The following is an 18,816-nucleotide window of genomic DNA, read 5'->3' on the forward strand; positions in this document are numbered from 1 at the left end:
GGTCTATTTGAAAAAATCAAATAGACCCTAATGGTGGTACTCTTAGTGACTGTGTAAATGACCGCTACGAATGAACGTAATGGCTTACTTTGATTCTTCACCAGCCAAGAATAACCAAGTATCTAATACTGAATCTGGGTTCAATGATACTGAGCTGATACCTTGCTCCATCAACCAGTAAGCAAGATCTGGATGATCTGATGGGCCTTGACCACAGATACCGACATATTTGTTTTGCTTACGGCAAGCATCGATAGCCATAGTCAACAGCTTCTTAACCGCAGGGTCACGCTCATCAAATAGATGTGAGACGATGCCTGAGTCACGATCTAGACCAAGGGTCAACTGAGTCAAATCGTTAGAACCAATTGAGAAACCATCGAAGTATTCTAGGAATTCTTCTGCCAATAGCGCGTTGGTCGGTAGCTCACACATCATGATGATGCGCAGACCGTTCTCGCCACGTTTTAGACCGTTCTTCTCAAGTAACTCGATGACTTGTGCTGCTTCGCCAACGGTACGTACGAAAGGAATCATAATCTCGACATTGGTCAAACCCATCTCATCACGTACGCGCTTCAGTGCTTTACACTCAAGCTCGAAGCAGTCACGGAAGTTGTCAGACACATAACGACTGGCACCGCGGAAACCAAGCATTGGGTTTTCTTCTGATGGCTCGTATAGCTTACCACCAAGCAAGTTAGCATATTCGTTAGATTTAAAATCTGACATACGAACGATGACTGGCTGATCCATAAAGGCAACGGCTAGCGTTGAAACGCCTTCGACCAATTTATCAACATAGAAGTCAACAGGTGAGGCATAACCAGCGATACGCTCTTGGATTGCTTGTGATATTTCACGTGGCAAGCTGTTCATGTTTAGCAATGCTTTTGGATGCACACCAATCATACGGTTGATGATGAATTCTAGACGCGCAAGACCAATACCTTCGTTTGGCATTTGCGTGAATGAGAATGCGCGATCTGGGTTACCGACGTTCATCATTACTTTGAACGCTAGCTCTGGCATTGTTTCAACAGAGTTGGTTTGTACTTCAAAGTCGATTTGGCTTTCATAAATGAAACCAGTATCGCCTTCAGCACAAGAAGCAGTTACGTCTTGACCGTCAACCAATAATTCAGTTGCATTACCACAACCAACGATGGCTGGAACACCTAGCTCACGCGCGATGATAGCTGCGTGACACGTACGACCACCACGGTTAGTAATGATGGCAGAAGCACGCTTCATGACTGGTTCCCAATCCGGATCGGTCATGTCTGATACGAGTACGTCGCCTTCTTGTACTTTGTCCATCTCATTTAAGTTGCTAACGATACGTACTTTACCTGAACCAATACGTTGACCGATTGAGCGGCCTTCGCATAAGATTTTTGCATCAGTCGTGTTGATGATATAGCGTTCCATGACATTGCTGTCTTGGCGGCTCTTAACCGTCTCTGGACGTGCCTGAACGATAAAGATTTCGTTAGTATCGCCGTCTTTTGCCCACTCGATATCCATTGCTTGACCGTAATGCTTTTCGATCGTCACAGCTTGTTTGGCAAGAGAGGTTAGCTCTTCAGTAGACAATGAGAACTGCATACGATCTTGTTTTTCAACATCGACAGTTTTGACTGATTTGGCAGTACTGCCTTCATCACCATAAATCATTTTCTTATGCTTGCTGCCTAGGTTACGGCGGATAACTGAAGGTTTGCCGTTGGCTAGCAATTGTTTTGAGATATAGAATTCATCAGGGTTTACAGCACCCTGTACGACCATTTCACCTAGGCCGTAGCTTGACGTGATAAATACCACTTGATCAAAGCCACTTTCGGTATCTAGCGTGAACATCACACCGGCTGCACCAGTCTCTGAACGTACCATACGTTGTACGGCTGCAGATAGGGCAACACCTTCGTGCTCAAAACCTTTATGTACACGGTAAGAGATAGCACGGTCATTATATAAAGAAGCAAATACTTCTTTAATAGCGATTAGCACATTATCAATACCGCGAATGTTTAGGAATGTCTCTTGCTGACCAGCAAATGAAGCATCTGGTAAATCTTCGGCAGTCGCAGAAGAACGTACAGCAACAGCGATGTCTTCGCCGCCACTCATGGCTTCAAATGACTGACGTACTTCTTGCTCAAGATCTTTTGGCAGCTCTTGCTCAATAATCCAAGTACGAATCTTTTTACCAGTTTCTGCAAGTTTTTTTACATCGTCAACATCTAACGTCTTTAGTTCGCTGTTGATTTTGTCAAGCAGGCCAGTTTCATTCAAAAAGCGGTTAAACGCATTTGACGTAGTGGCAAAGCCGCCTGGTACACTAACACCCAAATCAGACAAATGGCTGATCATTTCACCTAATGAAGCGTTCTTACCGCCGACCATTTCAATGTCGTCTTTTCCTAGCTGATCAAGATTGATTACAAGTGCTGTAGATTGCGCTGCCATGATAACTCCAGAAAATAAGGTTATTTAGTAAAGATTATAACGGTGGATTATACCGCTATATTTTGAGAATTTCGAGGGTTTAAATCAAAAAAATTGTTAAAAACATACAAATTATGGCGTTTGCTACATAAATTATGGCAAGTATCACAGATTTTGCTTTTTAGAGTTTTTATGAGATATAAGTAAAAGCTGATATAAATGCCATTTGATAATCATTTATGGGTCTATAAATAAAGGGTTTGGGAGTGGAGAAAAAGCGGGTTAGTAGCTACTTATAATAGATATCTATATATAGTAGAAAGTATTAAAGCGATACGAATAAGAGGGTGCAGTGAGCAGACCTATTGGCATCAATTAGGACATCAAAAGCAGTGTAGGTTTCTAAGTGTGCGCCTGTAACATTGATTTCTATTAGGTAGCTATTATGCGTATAATGTAGGGCATCAAGAATGTAGGCCTGCCATTATATATGTGTCGACTTTTAGTGCTTATATCGAGAGTTAGATGAGTCTAAAGTAGATTGAAAATAAAAACCAAATAAAGATCACCATGTGTGTTTCTAACTGAGGTGTCAACGTTATGTACTCAAGCAACCCATCTGAACAAGTCAAGTCCACTATCCAAAATCACCATGCACTGAATTTGGACAGCTCTCAAACGGTTAGAACGGCATTTTTTATCTCAGATGGTACAGCAATTACGGCTGAGACACTTGGCCGTGCTATCTTGAGTCAGTTTGCTTCAATACCATTTGAGACACGCGTATTGCCTTATGTGGACAGTATTGAGCGTGCAGAGGATGCCGTTGAGCAAATCAATATGGCCTATCAACGAGACGGATTTTTGCCTTTAGTGTTTGATACGATTGTCAATCCTGAGATACGCGAAAAGATCAATTCGGCACACAGCTGTAATTTGGATATGTATGAAGGTTTGATCGGTCGCGTGGCTGAAGAGACAGGTGTAGAGCCAGATGGTCATTCAGGTCACGCACATGATGATGTCGACTCTGAAACCTACAAAGAACGTATTGATGCGGTTCATTTTGCCTTAGACAATGATGATGGTGCCCGTACTCGCCACTATAATGCAGCCGATATTATTTTGGTTGGAGTCTCTCGCTCAGGCAAAACACCAACATCTTTATACTTAGCATTACAGTTCGGTATTCGAGCAGCTAACTATCCTTTGACCGAAGATGATTTGTACGACAATCAATTACCAAAGGCATTGCGTGAACATAAAGACAAACTGTTTGGTTTGCTCATCGATACAGATCGCTTGGTAAAAATCCGCCAAGAGCGCCGTGCAGGCAGTCGTTATTCGAGCTATCAGCAATGTCAGCAAGAACAGCGTGCGATACAAGGCATTTATATCACTCATGGTATTCCAAGTTTAGATGTATCTGAGATGTCCGTCGAAGAAATTGCGACTCGTATTTTACAGAAGACAGGCCTCAAACGTCGTATCGGCTGAGGGTTCGTTTAATCAAATCAAATGTTAATCGATTTGACCATAGTCGGTTCAATATAATCTCATTATCATATAGAGAACATTATGAGTTCAGCTTACAAATCTATCAAAACCCCTTTATTATTGGCCAGCTTATTGAGCGCCGTGACGTTACTTACTGCTTGTCAGACGTCGCGTGAGCCGGTTCCTGAGCCACGTTATGTGCCGTCCATCGTATTGGGTGACGCACAAACGCTAACGATTATGCCAAATCGAGTGGCCTGTGCCTCTGCATTACCGATGCAGTGCTTACTTGCCAAATCAAGCAAAGATGGTAGTATTTTTCAAATTCCTTATGATTGGATTGAAGATTTTCAGCCAACGCTCGGTACTGAATATGTGATCAGTGCTCGCCCGCAGATTGATGAGGCAAAGCAGAGTCTTACTGGGTATTGGACATTACAAAATATTGTGTCACAACGTATGGTAGGCAAGCCTCAGTAATGTGAATATGATTCCAACTCATTTAAATACTGACTCACTTACGATCTAGATATCAAACACACCAGTAAATATAAAGAGGATACGATGGGAAGTAAAAAACCAAGCGACGCGACTAATGATATCGGTGAAGATACCCATACCGAAGTATCTAACAAAGCGGATGGTCACATACCTAATCCTGAGCACACTGAGGGCAAAAACAAACAACAAAAGATTGAACAAACCCACGAGCAAGTTACTGATGATGTGATGCATCACCCTGATCTCGTGAATCCACTTGATGACACGCGAATTGATATTAAATCTGGTTTTACCAAAGACTCTCGCCGCCTAAAAAGCGATAATCATGAGTATGAATATGATGCAGTTGTTTTAGGAGCAGGTCCTGCTGGTGAAGCTGCTGCCATGAAACTGACTAAGTCTGGTAAGAGAGTCGTGGTCGTTGATCCACGTGACCAAGTAGGCGGCAACTCTACTCACGTGGGTACCATCCCAAGTAAAGCGCTGCGCCAATCAGTATTTAACTTGATCAACTTTCGCCGTGATCCGATGTTTACCAAGGCGATGGAATATAAACAAGTACCGCTCAATGAAGTGTTGGCTAAAGCGCGTCAAGTAATACGTCGTCAAGTCAGTACGCACACACGGTTCTATGAGCGCAACCGCATTGAAGTGATTCAAGGGTGGGCAAGTTTCGTTGATGAGCACACGCTACGTATTGAAATTGATGACAATGTTTTTGAAACCATTACTTTCAATAAAGCCATCATTACCGTCGGTAGCCGTCCTTACCGTCCTGATATCTTAGACTTTGACCATCCCCGTGTTTTTGATTCTGACAAAATCTTGCAAATGGATTATGTCGTCAAAAAAATCATCATTTATGGTGCAGGCGTGATCGGTTGTGAGTATGCGTCTATCTTTACGGGCCTGGGTTACAAGGTTGACTTAATTAATAACCAAGATCAGCTGCTCAATTATCTAGACAGTGAGATTAGTGATGCTATCGCGCATGACTTTAGACAGTTTGGTGTACTCATCCGTAGTAATGAAGAGATTGATCACCTTGAGACTCACGATGACTACGTGGTCTTACACTTAAAGAGTGGTAAGCGAATCAAATCTGATGCCATCCTTTGGTCAAATGGTCGCTCAGGTAATACAGAAGGCCTAAACCTAGAAGCCGTTGGCCTAAAAGCCAATAGCCGTGGTCAGCTAAAAGTCGATGATACTTATTGCACTGGTATCGAAAATATCTATGCCGCTGGTGATGTGATCGGATGGCCATCTTTGGCATCTGCTGCCTATGACCAAGGGCGATGTGCTGCTGCCTTTATGGTAGGCGACGACGATGCTGAGCCAGTATCTAGCGTACCGACTGGGATCTATACGATTCCTGAAATCTCTTGTATCGGTAAAACTGAGCAAGAACTGACGGACGAAAAAGTTCCTTATGAAGTGGGTCAGGCGTTCTTTAAACATCTGGCACGTGCACAAATCATCGGTGAACGTTCGGGCGTCCTAAAGATTTTATTCCATCGTGATACGCTAGAAATCTTGGGCATCCATTGCTATGGCAACCATGCGTCAGAGATTATTCATATCGGTCAGGCAGTCATGAAGTGTAAGAGTAATAACACGCTTGAGTACTTTGTGAATACGACATTCAACTATCCAACGATGGCGGAAGCGTACCGTGTTGCGGCATTGAATGGTTTGAATCGAGTCTTTTAAGACGAGCTTATCTAAGTAAAGTAATATCAATAAAAAAGCGCCTGCACTATTAATTAATAGTGCAGGCGCTTTTCTGTAACTTATTCATTAATCCAAGTATAGCTTAGAGTCTGTGTAGACAAGCCATAGTCAGCGAACTACCAAACCGCTACGGTGTTATCCTCCCTAGAGGTACTATATGTACAATCTGCGGTCGGCTGCCTTGTAGCTGTTTTAGATTTCTTTGACTATATGTTTTATGCGACTGTCTTACTTTGCTTGTCAGTGTGATACCAGCGAATGAGCATGAGCAGTACAAAGTAAAATACCCATAGAGCAGCCAGTGCATAAAATCCAATAGTGACTTGCGAGACGCTGGCGCCCATTTGGTTAAGCTGTACTGATGTGTTGACGCCAGGCGTTGTGGGTATCAACCAACGTATGACTTGTAAAAATGTGGGTAATTGGTCAGCTGGCCACGGATAGCCACTGATAAAAAACATCGGTAAAGAGCTAAAAATAAGAATTTGCATACCACGTTCACGTTGGCGAAACCATAACCCCAATACACATCCGAGAGTTGCCACGGTTGGACAAAATAGCAGTAGAAAGAATAAACTGCCGAGCATGTTCTGTCCGCGCGGATAGTGATGTAGCTCAAATGCCCAGCCATAATAAAAGCAGCCGATAATAAAGCTGCACATACTAAGCGCTGCAATACGACCCAGCCAGCCACGGATAGTAGTCCTATGGCGACGCTGCTCATACCATGTGCCAATTAACATCGTTGTTGACATTAAAAGCGTTTGTTGCAAAATTAGAATAGACACAGCTGGCACGACATATGCGCCATATCCTTCAGTTTGATTATATAAAGGTATAATTTGCAATGGTACGGCTTGGGTATTGGCCGTCGCGGTTGATGGATAGATGCCTTGAGCCACGCTTTTCTTAACCTCGATACCTGCTGATACCGTACCAACGGCTTTCAGAAATCCCATCTGTACATTTTTATTTAATAAAAAATAACCACCATTGCCTAGCACGCTGACACTTGCCTTTTTGCCAGACATGACTTGTTGCTCAAGTCCGCTCGGAATAACCATATATCCAGCGATTTCATCTGACCATATGGCGTCTTTGGCATCTTGCTCATTAAGAAAACGCTCCGTATCTAACTGCGGGCTGGCACTTGCATAACGAACGATGGTCCGTGACAGATTGCTATTGTCATAATCAATAATGCCAACAGGCACATGATTGATTACTTCGGTTGAGTACGGCCAAGGATAAAAGAAACCGTAAATAATAGGGGCAATCATTAACAGTAAAAGAACACCTTTATCAGTAAAAATGTCTTTTAGGGTTTGCAAAAATCCACCAAGAAAACTCTGTGACTTTTTGTTTGTTTGTGCGTGTGGCTTTACCGTTGTAGTGGTTGCATTCTCTTTCGGTGAAACTGACATTAGCGTGCTCCCCAACGTTCAGGATGCGCCAGCGCCCGTTTGGTTAATAATGTGGTCAGGAGCATCGCAATCGTCGTGGCTAGGGTAAGCCCATAAACGATCGGCAATGACACCGCAGCAGGTGCATGCATCTGTAACTGTGCAATGTGCAACTTTAAGTAATGGGTAAGCGGGAGCACATCTGACCAATGCTGAGCATTGTCACTGATGGCGATATACGGAAAAGTCACACCCGCAAATGCGTAAGACGGTGCGGAAATAAAACCAGTAGAAGACAAGCCCATGCGCAATGAAAACGAATTTAAAGTTAAGATAGCACCGAGAAAGAACGAGAGCAGCATCAATAGTAATAGACCGATATAAGTAGCAATAATGGAACTAATGGCAACGGATTCTTGCGGCGTGGCAAACCAAAGTGCCATCATGGACCAAATGCTATAAGCCAATAATGGCCAAAAATATTTTCCCAATAATCCAAACAGTAATATTGAAATACTCACTTGTCTAGACTTGATATTATTTTTAGAAGTTTCTGTCTTCTCATCAGTATGGCTGTGCTGACTTTCTGGCACTGTGCTGGTCTGGCTCGCTTTAATATTTGTTAAATTAGCACTGTCATGCTGATTGTTATCCGTATCATCATTCGAAATAACATCGTACCAGTGACCGATGTTTTTATCACGCAGCTCACGTCCTATAGTCGTTGCACCAATCACCATTGCCAAAATATGCAGTAGTGCAGGGATAACCGTTGAGGCTAAAAATTGTTGGTAGTTAGTCGCAGCATTGAATAGGCTGATACGCTGTATGCTAATCGGCGAGTAGGCAATCGCTGCTTGTGAGGGTGCCATGCCTTGCTTGACCAAACGCTGTATCTCGACGCCTGCTGACAATGTGCTAGCAACCGTTTGCACGCTGGTTTGAATAATGCCCGAATGCGTACCGTACTGCGCGTTTACTTGCAAAACCAATGGAGCTGGCTTACCAGATAAAATATTACGAGAAAAATCTTCAGGAATAATGACCACTGCATAGATCTCGCGCTGCAAGATAGCGGCCTCTGCATCAGATTCTGAGGTATAAAGCTGTTTTACCATCAGCGTCGGACTGGCTTCCAAGTAGCGTACAGCCGTATTAGCAACAGGACTGTTGTCTTGATCTATGACTCCAATGGGCAAATCTGTAATCTGAGTTTGTGAAAAAATCCACCAAATCAGCAGTACAGTTGCGAATGGTATCCAAACTACCATGGCTAAGTCCCACGGATTTTTGGATAAAAACCGTCGCTCATAGGCCGCACTACGTAAAAAAGCCTCACTTAGCTTGGTCAGACGCATGGCTTACTCTTGGCTTTTATTAATAGAAGTAGGGTTGATGCGCACTATGACACTCATGCCTGAGCGAATTCGTGCATCAGGCGTCGTTGGTCGTGCTTTTACCTCAAAGGTACGCACATCAAAGCCATCATCATTATTGGTTGGACGCCAAGTGGCAAAGTCAGACAACGTTGAAGTAGCGTAGACCGTAAACTGTTTTGTATAAGGCTTATTCGTTGAGGATAGTGCTGGAATCATCCCTGTAAACTGCTGACCAATTGCCAACTGGTTCAAGTACGTCTCAGTGACGTTGAGCACCACCCATTGGTCACTGGTATCGACCAACGTGAGCAGCGGCACACCTTGACCGATGACTTCACCAGCATTGACAATGACATTGTCCACGATGCCTGCTATAGGGCTTCGTAAGTTCGCTTCTTCTTTTGCGACTAGTGCTTCATCGAGTTTTGCATCGACTTGTGCAACTTGTGCGGTGGCAGCTGATTTGTCTTCACTGCGTGCACCTTCCATCGCCAAGTCATATTGCAAGCGTGCTGCTTCTGTTTGGTCTTGGGTAGCCAGATATTGAGCGTATGCTTCATCACGTTTTTGTCGTGCCATTAGCCCTTCTTCATACAGGCGGTTGACACGTTGATAGGTGTTTTCTGCCAAGTCCGATGCCGCTTTATTGGCTTGCCATGCTGCTTTTGCTTGAGCGATCTCTTGTGGGCGGGCGCCATTTTCTGCTTTATCTAACTGGCTTTGTGCCATTTGCTTGCCAGCACGTGCTTGATCAATTTTGGCATTAATCTCAGGCGAGTCCATTTCAATGAGCTGTTGACCAGCGGTGACAGCATCCCCTTCGGTGACCAAAATTTTAGAAATCCGCCCTGGTACTTTTGCAGCGATGGACGTTTGCTGCATCTGCATCTGCCCTTGTAAGGTAATGACCTCAGGTTCGCTGTGCTGGTTGCTCTTATATAGACCATAGGCCACCATGCCTAATACAATCAAAATAAATAGTGCCAGAAGCCCCTTTTTTATCATGGCAGATTTATCAGCTTTTGCTGCATCGCGCTTATAGTGAGGCTCTGTCTGCTCTTGTTGGATATCAGGTGCATCTTCTGCAGAATCGACTGAAGTTTGACCATCTTGAGGGAGTACTGGCTCGGTTGAATCAGATGATTTTTGTGAGTGGTCTGATTCGTTTGGAAGTTCAGTCATGATGGTGAGGTTCCTAAAGCAACAAAGTTGAAAATAAAAGGGTTATTACTAGTACACTCGAGTAGCATAAGGTTTGGCGTCTTCTATGGCTTCAGAATTAAAAATCGCACCAAAGGCCACGATAAATGCTGAATAATAAAGCCACAGCATAATGACCACAGCCGCTGAAAGTGCGCCAAACTCAGCGCTATAGTTATTAAAGTTCTGTACATAAATTGAAAATATGACAGACAATAAAATCCAAAGAACGGTTGCCAGCGCTGCCCCGGGCACCAGTTTCTTTAGCGCTACGGCATCACGGTTTGGGGCTAGGCGATACAAGCCTAAAAAGCTTAAAAATATGATACCTGCCAATATCGGCCATCGGCTCCAAAGCGCAATCGTCTTAGCTATCTGGGGGAAAGGAAAATAGGCCGCCCCCAAAGGTATGATAGCAATAGAGGAAACCGCGATAATCAACACAACTACTGCTGCAAGGGTCAAACCAACGGCTCTGATGGTACCTTGTATAAAGCCGCGCTCTTGGGTGATATGAAAGGCAAGATTGATCAGAATAATTAAAAACTTAATGCCTTTAGAGCCAGCATAAAGGGCGAGCAAGCTCGATAAAACAAGGCTGAGCGTTAGTGTAGACGTGGTACTAGAGACCAAGTCGCTCAGACGTGAATTTAGGATTTCATATACTGTATCAGGTATAAATGGCTGTAAAAGCGCTATCTGTTCTTGCATCTCAGCGGGTGAAAATGCGAGACCATAAAGCAGTACAAACACGGCCATTACTGGAAAAATGGATAGAAAACCAAAAAAACCTACGCTCGCGCAATGTGCCCAAACATTAGAGCTGTTCGCGATACGCCAGGTTTCTAGTAAAGTCTGTAGCCAGCTATTTGTTGATGTAGAAGTTGGTTCTTTCATAAGACAGGTATTCGCAATAGGCTGATTAATTAATTACTCATATCAAATTATTATTCGTTATACAAAGTCGGCAATTGAATGTCGGCAGCATTCAAATAAGCGTTAAAAGCGAGAGGCGTGCCACAGCTTTGCATGAGCGCCGCCAGTGATTGTACGTAGCTATTTGCTGCTTGTGCTTGTTCCGTACGTGCTTTGAGTGACTGTGTCTGAGCCTGCACCACCTCGATAGGAGTGTTCACGCCTTCTTGCAGCCCCAATCGGCGTAAACGCAATACTTCTGCAGCCAGATCAACATTGCTTTGTAGTGCTTGATAACGTGATTGAGCATTATTCACATCGTGCCAGTTTTTTTCTACTACTAATAATAGATTGTCACTGACTTCAATTTCAGACAAATCTGCTTGGCGAATTTTGGCATTGCTCGATGCCAGCGATGCAGTTTTATCTAGTCCGCCCCACAATTTCCAGCTTGCCGAAATACCAGTAATCCAACTGGGGTCTTTTTCAAGTTGACTATAGCCATACAGCATGACAGTGGGCTTGTAACCCGTATCGGACAGTGCGTGTAACTGCTGTGCTTGCGCACGTTTGGCCGCTACTTTTTGTAAACCTGGATGATTGGTCAGTGCTAAGTCTTGAAAGTAATTCACATCTGGTAAGGGACGACTAGAGACAAATAGTGCGGTGGTAGGTTTGATGCGATATTCGGTACGCAATAGGCGTTGCAAGGCCATCATCGCAAGGCGTGCATCATTGTTGGCGTTGACGGATTCGCTTTTTGCGTCGGCCAGTGCAGACTGCGCTTCCAGTCGATCAACACGAGAGATGAAGCCTTCTTCAAACAGTCGCTGAGCCATATGGTCGGTTTGTTGCAAGGTATCATAAGCGTCTTCGCGTAAATAGGCCGCAATGATGGCTAGCTGTGCTTTGAAATACCGCTCAATCAACGTGTTATATAGCTCATTTTTATCCAACAAACTGTCTGCTACAGCTTCTTGAGTACGAGCATCAGAAGCGCCTATTAAGGCGGTTGTGCGTCCAGCAGTATAGATAGGCCATAAGACCCCAAGTCCTGCACCCGACGTTGAGCCCGAGCGTTTTATATTATAAGAGTCTGGGATACGCTCATCAACCAATCCATCAAAATCTGGCAAGTTCGGTATAGCTGGAACAATACTATCTATTTCGTTGACAACACCACTTTTGAGTGATGATAAATCAACATCAGTGTCCAGATGGTAAGCAGTCGCTGATACACGTGCAAATACCAATGGGTTGTCTAAGGTGCTTAGCGCATCAGTCTGATAATCACTGGCGGCGATTGCTGCTTGATTGGCAGCGATTTTCGGCGATACTTGTAATAAAATATTTTGGGCTTGTTCGAGACTTAATAAGCTTGGTACTTCTAAAGAATAACTATCATCGATACTTTTATGAGTAATTGGGTCGATAACCGTAGATAGACCAATTGGTTGCTGAGCTTTATTCAGTTCTTGGTTTGTAGTAATTGAGCTGTCTTGGGCATGGGTTTTTTGAATATCGCTTGGATAGTCGGCATCAGTAATTTGTGTCACATTATTCTGGAGCTCAGTATTACTCTCGTTTGCGCTTGCGACATTGGATACCGCTGAAGCTATAAGCGCAACCATCATCACCGAATTAGATAGAGTCGATAAAGCAAATTTCATAAGTCACATAAGCCATTAATTAGAGTGCAAGGTGTTTTGGTGTCAGATAACGTCTTAACTATAGCGAAAGTATGAACCATTGTAGCTATTTACTGATGGAGAAAAGCCGAAATACCAGTCTATTACAGAGACCAGAACTTTGTTATCAATAACAAAGCGTACACTGTAGTGCCACAATGGTGACGGGTCAATGCTCAATATTCTCCTGTTTTCTATTGTATAGTCAATAGCAGTATGATAGAGAGCTGATTTAGTTTTAAAATATTCGTTTATAAGTAGTGTGATAGCGAATACCATGGGTGGCGTATTTTTAAGTTTGAGCGGATTAGTATTAAATAATTATTATTTTTAAATGACATTATTAACTAATGTCAGCAGTAATACGTAATGAATGATTGAATCATTGCACCGATTAATGAATCGTATAAACAATACCAGTAGAAGGTGGGTGGCATGGCAGGATACATTTTGGCTTTAGATCAAGGGACAACATCGAGTCGCGCGATATTGTACGATGACCATGCACGTCCGATAAAAATGGTACAGCAGCCGACAACTTTGCAAACACCCAAAGCTGGATATGTCGAGCAAGATGCCCAACAAATTTGGCAGACTCAGATTAGCTGTGCACATGATGTGATCAATCGGGCAGGCCTACTTGCTACCGATGTGGCCAGTATTGCGATTACCAATCAGCGTGAGTCGATTGTTATTTGGGATAAGCAAACGGGCAAGCCCTTAGCACCTGCTATTATTTGGCAAGATCGCCGTACGGAACGCTATTGTCAAACATTGGCTGTGGAAAAGGTTACTAATGATAGCGATGAAGACATGGCAAGTGAAGTGCAACGCATCACAGGCTTACGTCTAGATCCTTATTTTAGTGCCAGTAAAATTGCTTGGTTGCTCGAAAACAATCCCAAATTGAGCGCGCGTGCTAATAGGGGTGAAATCGCGGTCGGTACTATAGACAGTTGGCTTATCTATAAACTGACTGGTGGAGAGCATGTCATTGATGTGACCAATGCTTCTCGTACGTTACTATATGACATTCATAAAATGGCGTGGTCACAAGAGCTGTGTGCGCGGTTTGCCATACCCATGAATATCTTGCCTAAAGTCCTACCATCCGACGGTGATTTTGGCAAAACTAAAAAAGGATTGCTCGCCAAGCAGATACCCATTCATGCTGTATTGGGTGATCAGCAAGCAGCGCTTTTTGGGCAAGGCTGCCTCGATGCTGGCATGGCAAAAAACACTTATGGTACAGGGTGTTTTATGCTGATGAATATTGGCCAAAAACCAAAACTTAGTGAGCATAAATTATTGACGACCATCGCTTGGCAAAGAAAACCAGTACCAACTCGTCCAGAGAATTTATCGTTTGATCAAATCGTGCAATCGGGCAAGCGTATGCTACATCTACCTAAAAAAGAAGTGACTTATGCGTTAGAGGGTAGTGTTTTTATGGCGGGCGCAATCGTCCAGTGGCTACGCGATAATCTGGGCATGATTCAAAAGAGTAGTGATGTTGAGGACTTGGCACGACAGGTTGATAGTAGTGAGGATGTGGTTTTGCTACCTGCATTTACAGGACTGGGCGCACCTTATTGGCGCTCTGATATCAGCGCGAGTATCACGGGCATGAGCCGTGGTACAACCAAATCTCATATTGCACGTGCAGCTCTAGAAGCAGTGGCTTATCAAACTTACGATGTCCTCATTGCTATGCAAAAAGACAGTCCTCATCCGCTGACTGAGCTGAGAGTAGATGGCGGTGCGGCCAACAATGACTTGCTGATGCAGTTTCAGGCTGACTTATTAAATGTGCCAGTACTGCGCCCGAGAGACACAGAAATTACAGCCAAGGGCGCCGCATTACTAGCAGGTCTGAAAACTGGACTGTATGACGAAGCAACGATGCGAGCATCATGGCAAGTTGAGCGTATTTTTGAACCTACAATGTCCAGTGATATACGCGAGCAGCACCTTAATAAGTGGAAACAAGCTGTGGAGCGGGCGCTAAGAACGATATAAATTATTGAGTAATATCATCCAAGCGCTGTAATTATTTAACGGAAGATTACTTAATGTTGTCGAGTGTTCTACAAAAACGTTGTAAAGATACAGGCTGTAACGCAACGCAATCGCAATTTGGACACAGTTTACATAATCTACCTATCTGTTGTTATCTATAAATTCTTATACTTTAGTCGAATCAAGCAAACGTGCTGATTCTTCAGTAATTGATAAATTGATAATTCTAAGATTCATAACTTAAGAAATAAGCGCTTAAGAAACAGGCACTTAATAGATCGAGTATATAACAAATAATTAAGGATAATAATATGAGTAACCATGACAGTATTGATCGCAGTGAAGTAAAACATATGTCAAAAGAGGCAAAGCAAGACCTAAATGCTGACATCATAACTGGTGAGCCAGGCTCACATCCACTAGGAACAGGGATTGGTGGTGTAGGCGGTGCAGCGGCAGGTGCAGCTATCGGTACAATGGCAGGTCCGTTGGGTACTTTAATCGGTGGCGCTATTGGTGCTATCGTTGGCGGCGGCGCTGGACATGCAGCAGCAGAAGCTATCGATCCTACCCATGAAGAAGCTTACTGGCGCGCAGAGCATGCCAATGCGGATTATTACAAAGAAGGCTATGACTTTGACCGTGACTTACATCCAGCTTATGCAGTAGGCTATGCTAACCGTGCTAATTATCCCGTAGATGCTCGTTTCGAAGATCATGAATCAGAGTTAGAGCGTTCATGGCATGAAGTAAAAGGCGAGTCGCGTATGGAATGGAACGATGCACGTAGAGCATCACGTGACGCATGGAACCGTGTATCATAACAAACAATATAGCTATTCGTATCAATTAGTGAACTAAAATCAACTAGGTGAAACTAACAGCATATTAAGTGTAAGTAAGCATACAGTGTATAAGCTTACTCTCTCATCACCGAATTTAGTAAAGTTGTAGATATTGCTATATTAATGCACAGAATAACTTGGATTTATACAGTTTCAAAGCTCTCAAAGATTTCTTTGGGGGCTTTTTTACTGTATATTGTTTGTTATAAATGCATGTTATTTCCAAAAAACACTATTAAAAACAAATGTTAAGAATATTAATAGTAGGTAATCCATGACTAATAATACAAAAGAGAATAATTCAAAGCAGTTTTATATAGCTACTGCTAATTTGCTTAACTTTGCCAACCCAGATCGTATTTATTATGAGAACGCACCCGCTTATAATAATGATGAGTATGAGCACAAATTACGTGGTATTAGTGATTTATTATCAAAAGCACATGCTGATATCATCGCTGTGCAAGAAGTATGGGACAGTGATGCGCTTAAAGCATTGGCAGTATCGTTAGGATTTAAGGCGGAGCATGTGGTCGTTCCCTTGGCCAGTAATGACGTGTCGAGTCCTTATACCTAAGGTAGAGGCGCACAAAACACGCCTGCTGTTGGCATTATCAGCCGTTTTGAACAGCTAGAAAGCAGTTTGTTAGAAGAGATTTTACCTGAAGCGGTGATTGATGTTCCTGATATTGGTCCTTATCAGCGATTTAATCGTCCGCCGTTGGTAGTACGTGTTAATGCCTATGGTCAACCAATAACGATTATCACTGCTCATCTTAAGAGTAAGCGTGCTTTTTTCTTACGTGATAAAAATGGCAGCTTGTTAGAAGATATGGATGATCCTAATATTAGAGTCCGTGCCAAGCTGCGCAGTCTATGTATGCGTGCTGCAGAAGCCGCTTCTATTCGTATGTCTATCATAGAGCGCTTGCAGCATACTCATGAGCCATTGATTTTATTGGGTGATATGAATGATGTTACTGGTAGCGTCACCACCCAACTAATGGCGGAAACGGGTGAAGTCAACTATGACAAAAGCATGCGCGATATCGCATTGTTTGATGCTGCTCGAATTCAATCACGTTATAGCTGGATGAGAGATGTGGCATATACCCATATCTATCAAGGCATGCCAGAAGTGATTGATCAACTATTTGTTTCAGAAGAGTTTTTGCCTGACAGTAAGTTTTCACTTGGTCAGGTTGAACGGGTGGACTATTTCAATGACCATTTGAAATGGGATTATGCAGATAGAGTCATCGATCATGGTATTATAAGAGCGAAAATAAAACTTAATAGTTAGTTTTATTAAATTAAATTGCACTAAATGGTCAACTCTATTAGATTGTTGATTTACACATTATTTTTTAACCCATTTATCTCCCTTGCTTGATGGTGTACAAGCGTTTATGATGCGTCTCCGTTAGATGTAGTAGCGCTCATATTGACGCTATATTACTCACTAATAGGATGTAATAATTTCATTTTGGACAAATATTATCCAATGAAAATTGTATTTATAAAACAGGGTGTAACCTTAAGAGACTTATAATGAGCGAAAATAAAGACGAAAAGATTGAAGACGTGTTGGTAGACTCGGAACTGGCAAAAAAACTTGTACCGAATAAGTTTAAGTTTACGAGTCAGCAAGGCCGTGCGCGCCGTCAAAAATTGTTGGCTGGTGCCAAAAAGTTGAGCGAAACGCTACCAATTAATGATATTACCTTGGCTGCTGTCTGTGAAGAAGCGGGTATACCAAGAGCATCTGCTTATCATTTCTTCCCTAATATTGAAGCCATATTTTTAGCATTGCGCTTTTTGAATGCTATTGAAATATTGGAAATCGTAGAGACGGTTGATGTTGGTAATTATGATAGATGGCAGGGTTATCTAACCGCACTGATTGACCAGTGTGTGACGATATTTCATAATGATGAAACGAAAGCAAAGCTCATTTATGACACCAACACGCCTGATTTTGAAGGTGATAGTTTTGGTGAAGACATTAATCACCAAATTGTTGATTTGGTTTACAAACGTCTATCAGAACGCTATGAGATGCCAGGTTTCCACGATATCCAAGATACCTTGTTAATTGCTTATAGCATTATCAACTCTATATTTACGTTATCTTATCGCCGTCATCAGAAAATCACTGACGACTATATCCAAGAAGCGAACACTGCATTTATTGCCTATTTACGTTGCTACCTACCAGAAAAGCTACCACGTAAAAAAGTATCAGTGTAGAACGATTGCCTCACGCATATATAGAAAAAGCCGACATACTATGTCGGCTTTTTTGTGTTTACTGTATTTAGGATGGATGGCTATCAATATGGCTACAGTCGTTTTATAGAATGGTTTTATGAAATCGGGGTTAACACTTGCCCTTGGCAAACATCATTACCGGTATCCAAAGGGGCATATTGCTTATAATAGCGGACGATTAGCTGTTCTAAATTTACATTGGCTTGTGAGTCGTGCGCGTTTACATAAGCCTCGCGTGCTTGTTCAAGCCAGCGGTCTGCCATACGAAAATGCATACTTGATTCTCGCCAGCCGCGCTCACATTGATTGGTGGCTGCCCAAATGAGAGCCACTTCGCTAAATGCTATCTCACGTGGTGCTGAGATGATACCATCGCTATCTTTAAGAGCATTTAAAGTCGCCCATAGATCAGGTCGCATAAGAGCAGAGTTTGAAGGTATGTCTTGATGTAGTGCGATGTTTTGTATCGTATCAGTCTCTAGCGCTTGCAGTATCGACTCGGCCATTTCTGTCGCCATACTACCAGCAGATGATTTGCTATTCATACTGTCTTGATTAATAGCGTAGTTTAGCCATGCTTGCGCCTTGTAAGCAAGGTACTGTTGCTGAGTAGTTTTATCAGCTTGTTGGTAAGGTTTTAGCTGATCTACCATACAGTTCAGGACGCGTTGCTCATTACTTTGGTATCTATAAGAAGGCTCTTGATCTTTAGCGTCATTACGACAGTCAGTAATGCTATGTTTATCTGTGATCTGTGCAGTATCAATGTCTGCCAAAGCAGGTGAGATGGTTGTTAGCAGTACTGCTGCCGATAGTGCAGCATATATCGGCTGTTTGCGAGAAATGGCTTTAATAACAGATATAAACATGGTGCAAACCTTATATTAAGGTAATAAGTATTGATATTTAGCATCAT

The 18,816-nt window shown here is 42.8% G+C and carries 15 protein-coding genes; 8 read left to right on the forward strand and 7 right to left on the reverse strand.

Translation table 11 applies throughout. The features are described 5' to 3' along the window. Positions 1 to 84: 84 nt before the first annotated feature. A complete protein-coding gene (ppsA, locus tag IPZ60_RS08675; protein WP_110923068.1) occupies positions 85 to 2,469 on the reverse strand; it encodes a phosphoenolpyruvate synthase in 2,385 nt (794 codons plus the stop codon). 579 nt (positions 2,470 to 3,048) lie between these two features. On the opposite strand from ppsA, the gene IPZ60_RS08680 reads away from it, so the two are divergent. From IPZ60_RS08680 to sthA, 3 genes are all read left to right on the forward strand, one after another. After that, entirely contained in the window at positions 3,049 to 3,945 is an 897-nt protein-coding gene (locus IPZ60_RS08680; protein ID WP_227669303.1) for a pyruvate, water dikinase regulatory protein, read from the forward strand. 81 nt (positions 3,946 to 4,026) lie between these two features. After that, the gene (locus IPZ60_RS08685) at positions 4,027 to 4,425 is read left to right on the forward strand and encodes a DUF4377 domain-containing protein (protein WP_194197417.1); all 399 of its coding nucleotides are present in this window, start codon (positions 4,027 to 4,029) and stop codon (positions 4,423 to 4,425) included. Between the two features lie 84 nt (positions 4,426 to 4,509). Continuing rightward, positions 4,510 to 6,159: a Si-specific NAD(P)(+) transhydrogenase gene (gene sthA, locus IPZ60_RS08690; protein WP_194197418.1), complete on the forward strand. Its 1,650-nt coding sequence runs from the start codon at positions 4,510 to 4,512 to the stop codon at positions 6,157 to 6,159. A gap of 236 nt (positions 6,160 to 6,395) precedes the next feature. Here the strand turns inward: sthA and IPZ60_RS08695 are convergent, their stop codons facing one another. Genes IPZ60_RS08695 through IPZ60_RS08715 form a run of 5 tightly spaced genes read right to left on the reverse strand, consistent with a single transcriptional unit; the run spans position 6,396 to position 12,747 of the window. Continuing rightward, positions 6,396 to 7,604, reverse strand: a complete 1,209-nt coding sequence (locus IPZ60_RS08695) for an ABC transporter permease (RefSeq protein WP_194197419.1) — start codon at positions 7,602 to 7,604, stop codon at positions 6,396 to 6,398. Beyond that, positions 7,604 to 8,941 carry an ABC transporter permease gene (locus IPZ60_RS08700; protein ID WP_194197420.1) on the reverse strand — a complete coding sequence of 446 codons (1,338 nt, stop codon included), beginning with the start codon at positions 8,939 to 8,941 and terminating at the stop codon, positions 7,604 to 7,606. The genes IPZ60_RS08695 and IPZ60_RS08700 overlap by 1 nt, the downstream gene beginning before the upstream one ends. A gap of 3 nt (positions 8,942 to 8,944) precedes the next feature. Beyond that, positions 8,945 to 10,144, reverse strand: coding sequence for an HlyD family secretion protein (locus IPZ60_RS08705; protein WP_194197421.1), 1,200 nt, complete (start codon positions 10,142 to 10,144; stop codon positions 8,945 to 8,947). Positions 10,145 to 10,192: 48 nt separating this feature from the next. After that, positions 10,193 to 11,059, reverse strand: a complete 867-nt coding sequence (locus IPZ60_RS08710; RefSeq protein WP_194197422.1) for a YihY/virulence factor BrkB family protein — start codon at positions 11,057 to 11,059, stop codon at positions 10,193 to 10,195. Between the two features lie 50 nt (positions 11,060 to 11,109). Beyond that, on the reverse strand, positions 11,110 to 12,747 hold the full coding sequence (locus IPZ60_RS08715; protein WP_194197423.1) for a TolC family protein: 1,638 nt from the start codon (positions 12,745 to 12,747) through the stop codon (positions 11,110 to 11,112). A 453-nt stretch (positions 12,748 to 13,200) separates the two neighbouring features. Between IPZ60_RS08715 and glpK the strand changes: the two genes are divergently transcribed. The 5 genes from glpK to IPZ60_RS08735 all read left to right on the forward strand — a co-directional run bounded on the left by glpK (position 13,201) and on the right by IPZ60_RS08735 (position 17,879). Then, positions 13,201 to 14,784, forward strand: a complete 1,584-nt coding sequence (gene glpK / locus IPZ60_RS08720; RefSeq protein WP_194197424.1) for a glycerol kinase GlpK — start codon at positions 13,201 to 13,203, stop codon at positions 14,782 to 14,784. A 311-nt stretch (positions 14,785 to 15,095) separates the two neighbouring features. Next, positions 15,096 to 15,608, forward strand: a complete 513-nt coding sequence (locus IPZ60_RS08725; RefSeq protein ID WP_194197425.1) for a hypothetical protein — start codon at positions 15,096 to 15,098, stop codon at positions 15,606 to 15,608. Positions 15,609 to 15,903: 295 nt separating this feature from the next. Continuing rightward, positions 15,904 to 16,206, forward strand: a complete 303-nt coding sequence (locus IPZ60_RS14200; protein ID WP_227669304.1) for an endonuclease/exonuclease/phosphatase family protein — start codon at positions 15,904 to 15,906, stop codon at positions 16,204 to 16,206. A 66-nt stretch (positions 16,207 to 16,272) separates the two neighbouring features. Further along, on the forward strand, positions 16,273 to 16,932 hold the full coding sequence (locus IPZ60_RS14205; RefSeq protein WP_227669305.1) for an endonuclease/exonuclease/phosphatase family protein: 660 nt from the start codon (positions 16,273 to 16,275) through the stop codon (positions 16,930 to 16,932). Positions 16,933 to 17,180: 248 nt separating this feature from the next. Then, a complete protein-coding gene (locus tag IPZ60_RS08735; protein WP_194197426.1) occupies positions 17,181 to 17,879 on the forward strand; it encodes a TetR/AcrR family transcriptional regulator in 699 nt (232 codons plus the stop codon). 116 nt (positions 17,880 to 17,995) lie between these two features. On the opposite strand, the gene IPZ60_RS08740 is transcribed toward IPZ60_RS08735, so the two are convergent. After that, positions 17,996 to 18,769, reverse strand: a complete 774-nt coding sequence (locus tag IPZ60_RS08740; RefSeq protein ID WP_194197427.1) for a hypothetical protein — start codon at positions 18,767 to 18,769, stop codon at positions 17,996 to 17,998. Positions 18,770 to 18,816: the final 47 nt, after the last annotated feature.

Origin of the sequence: Psychrobacter sp. NG25, assembly GCF_015234355.1 — a bacterium.
Classification (GTDB): Bacteria; Pseudomonadota; Gammaproteobacteria; order Pseudomonadales; family Moraxellaceae; genus Psychrobacter.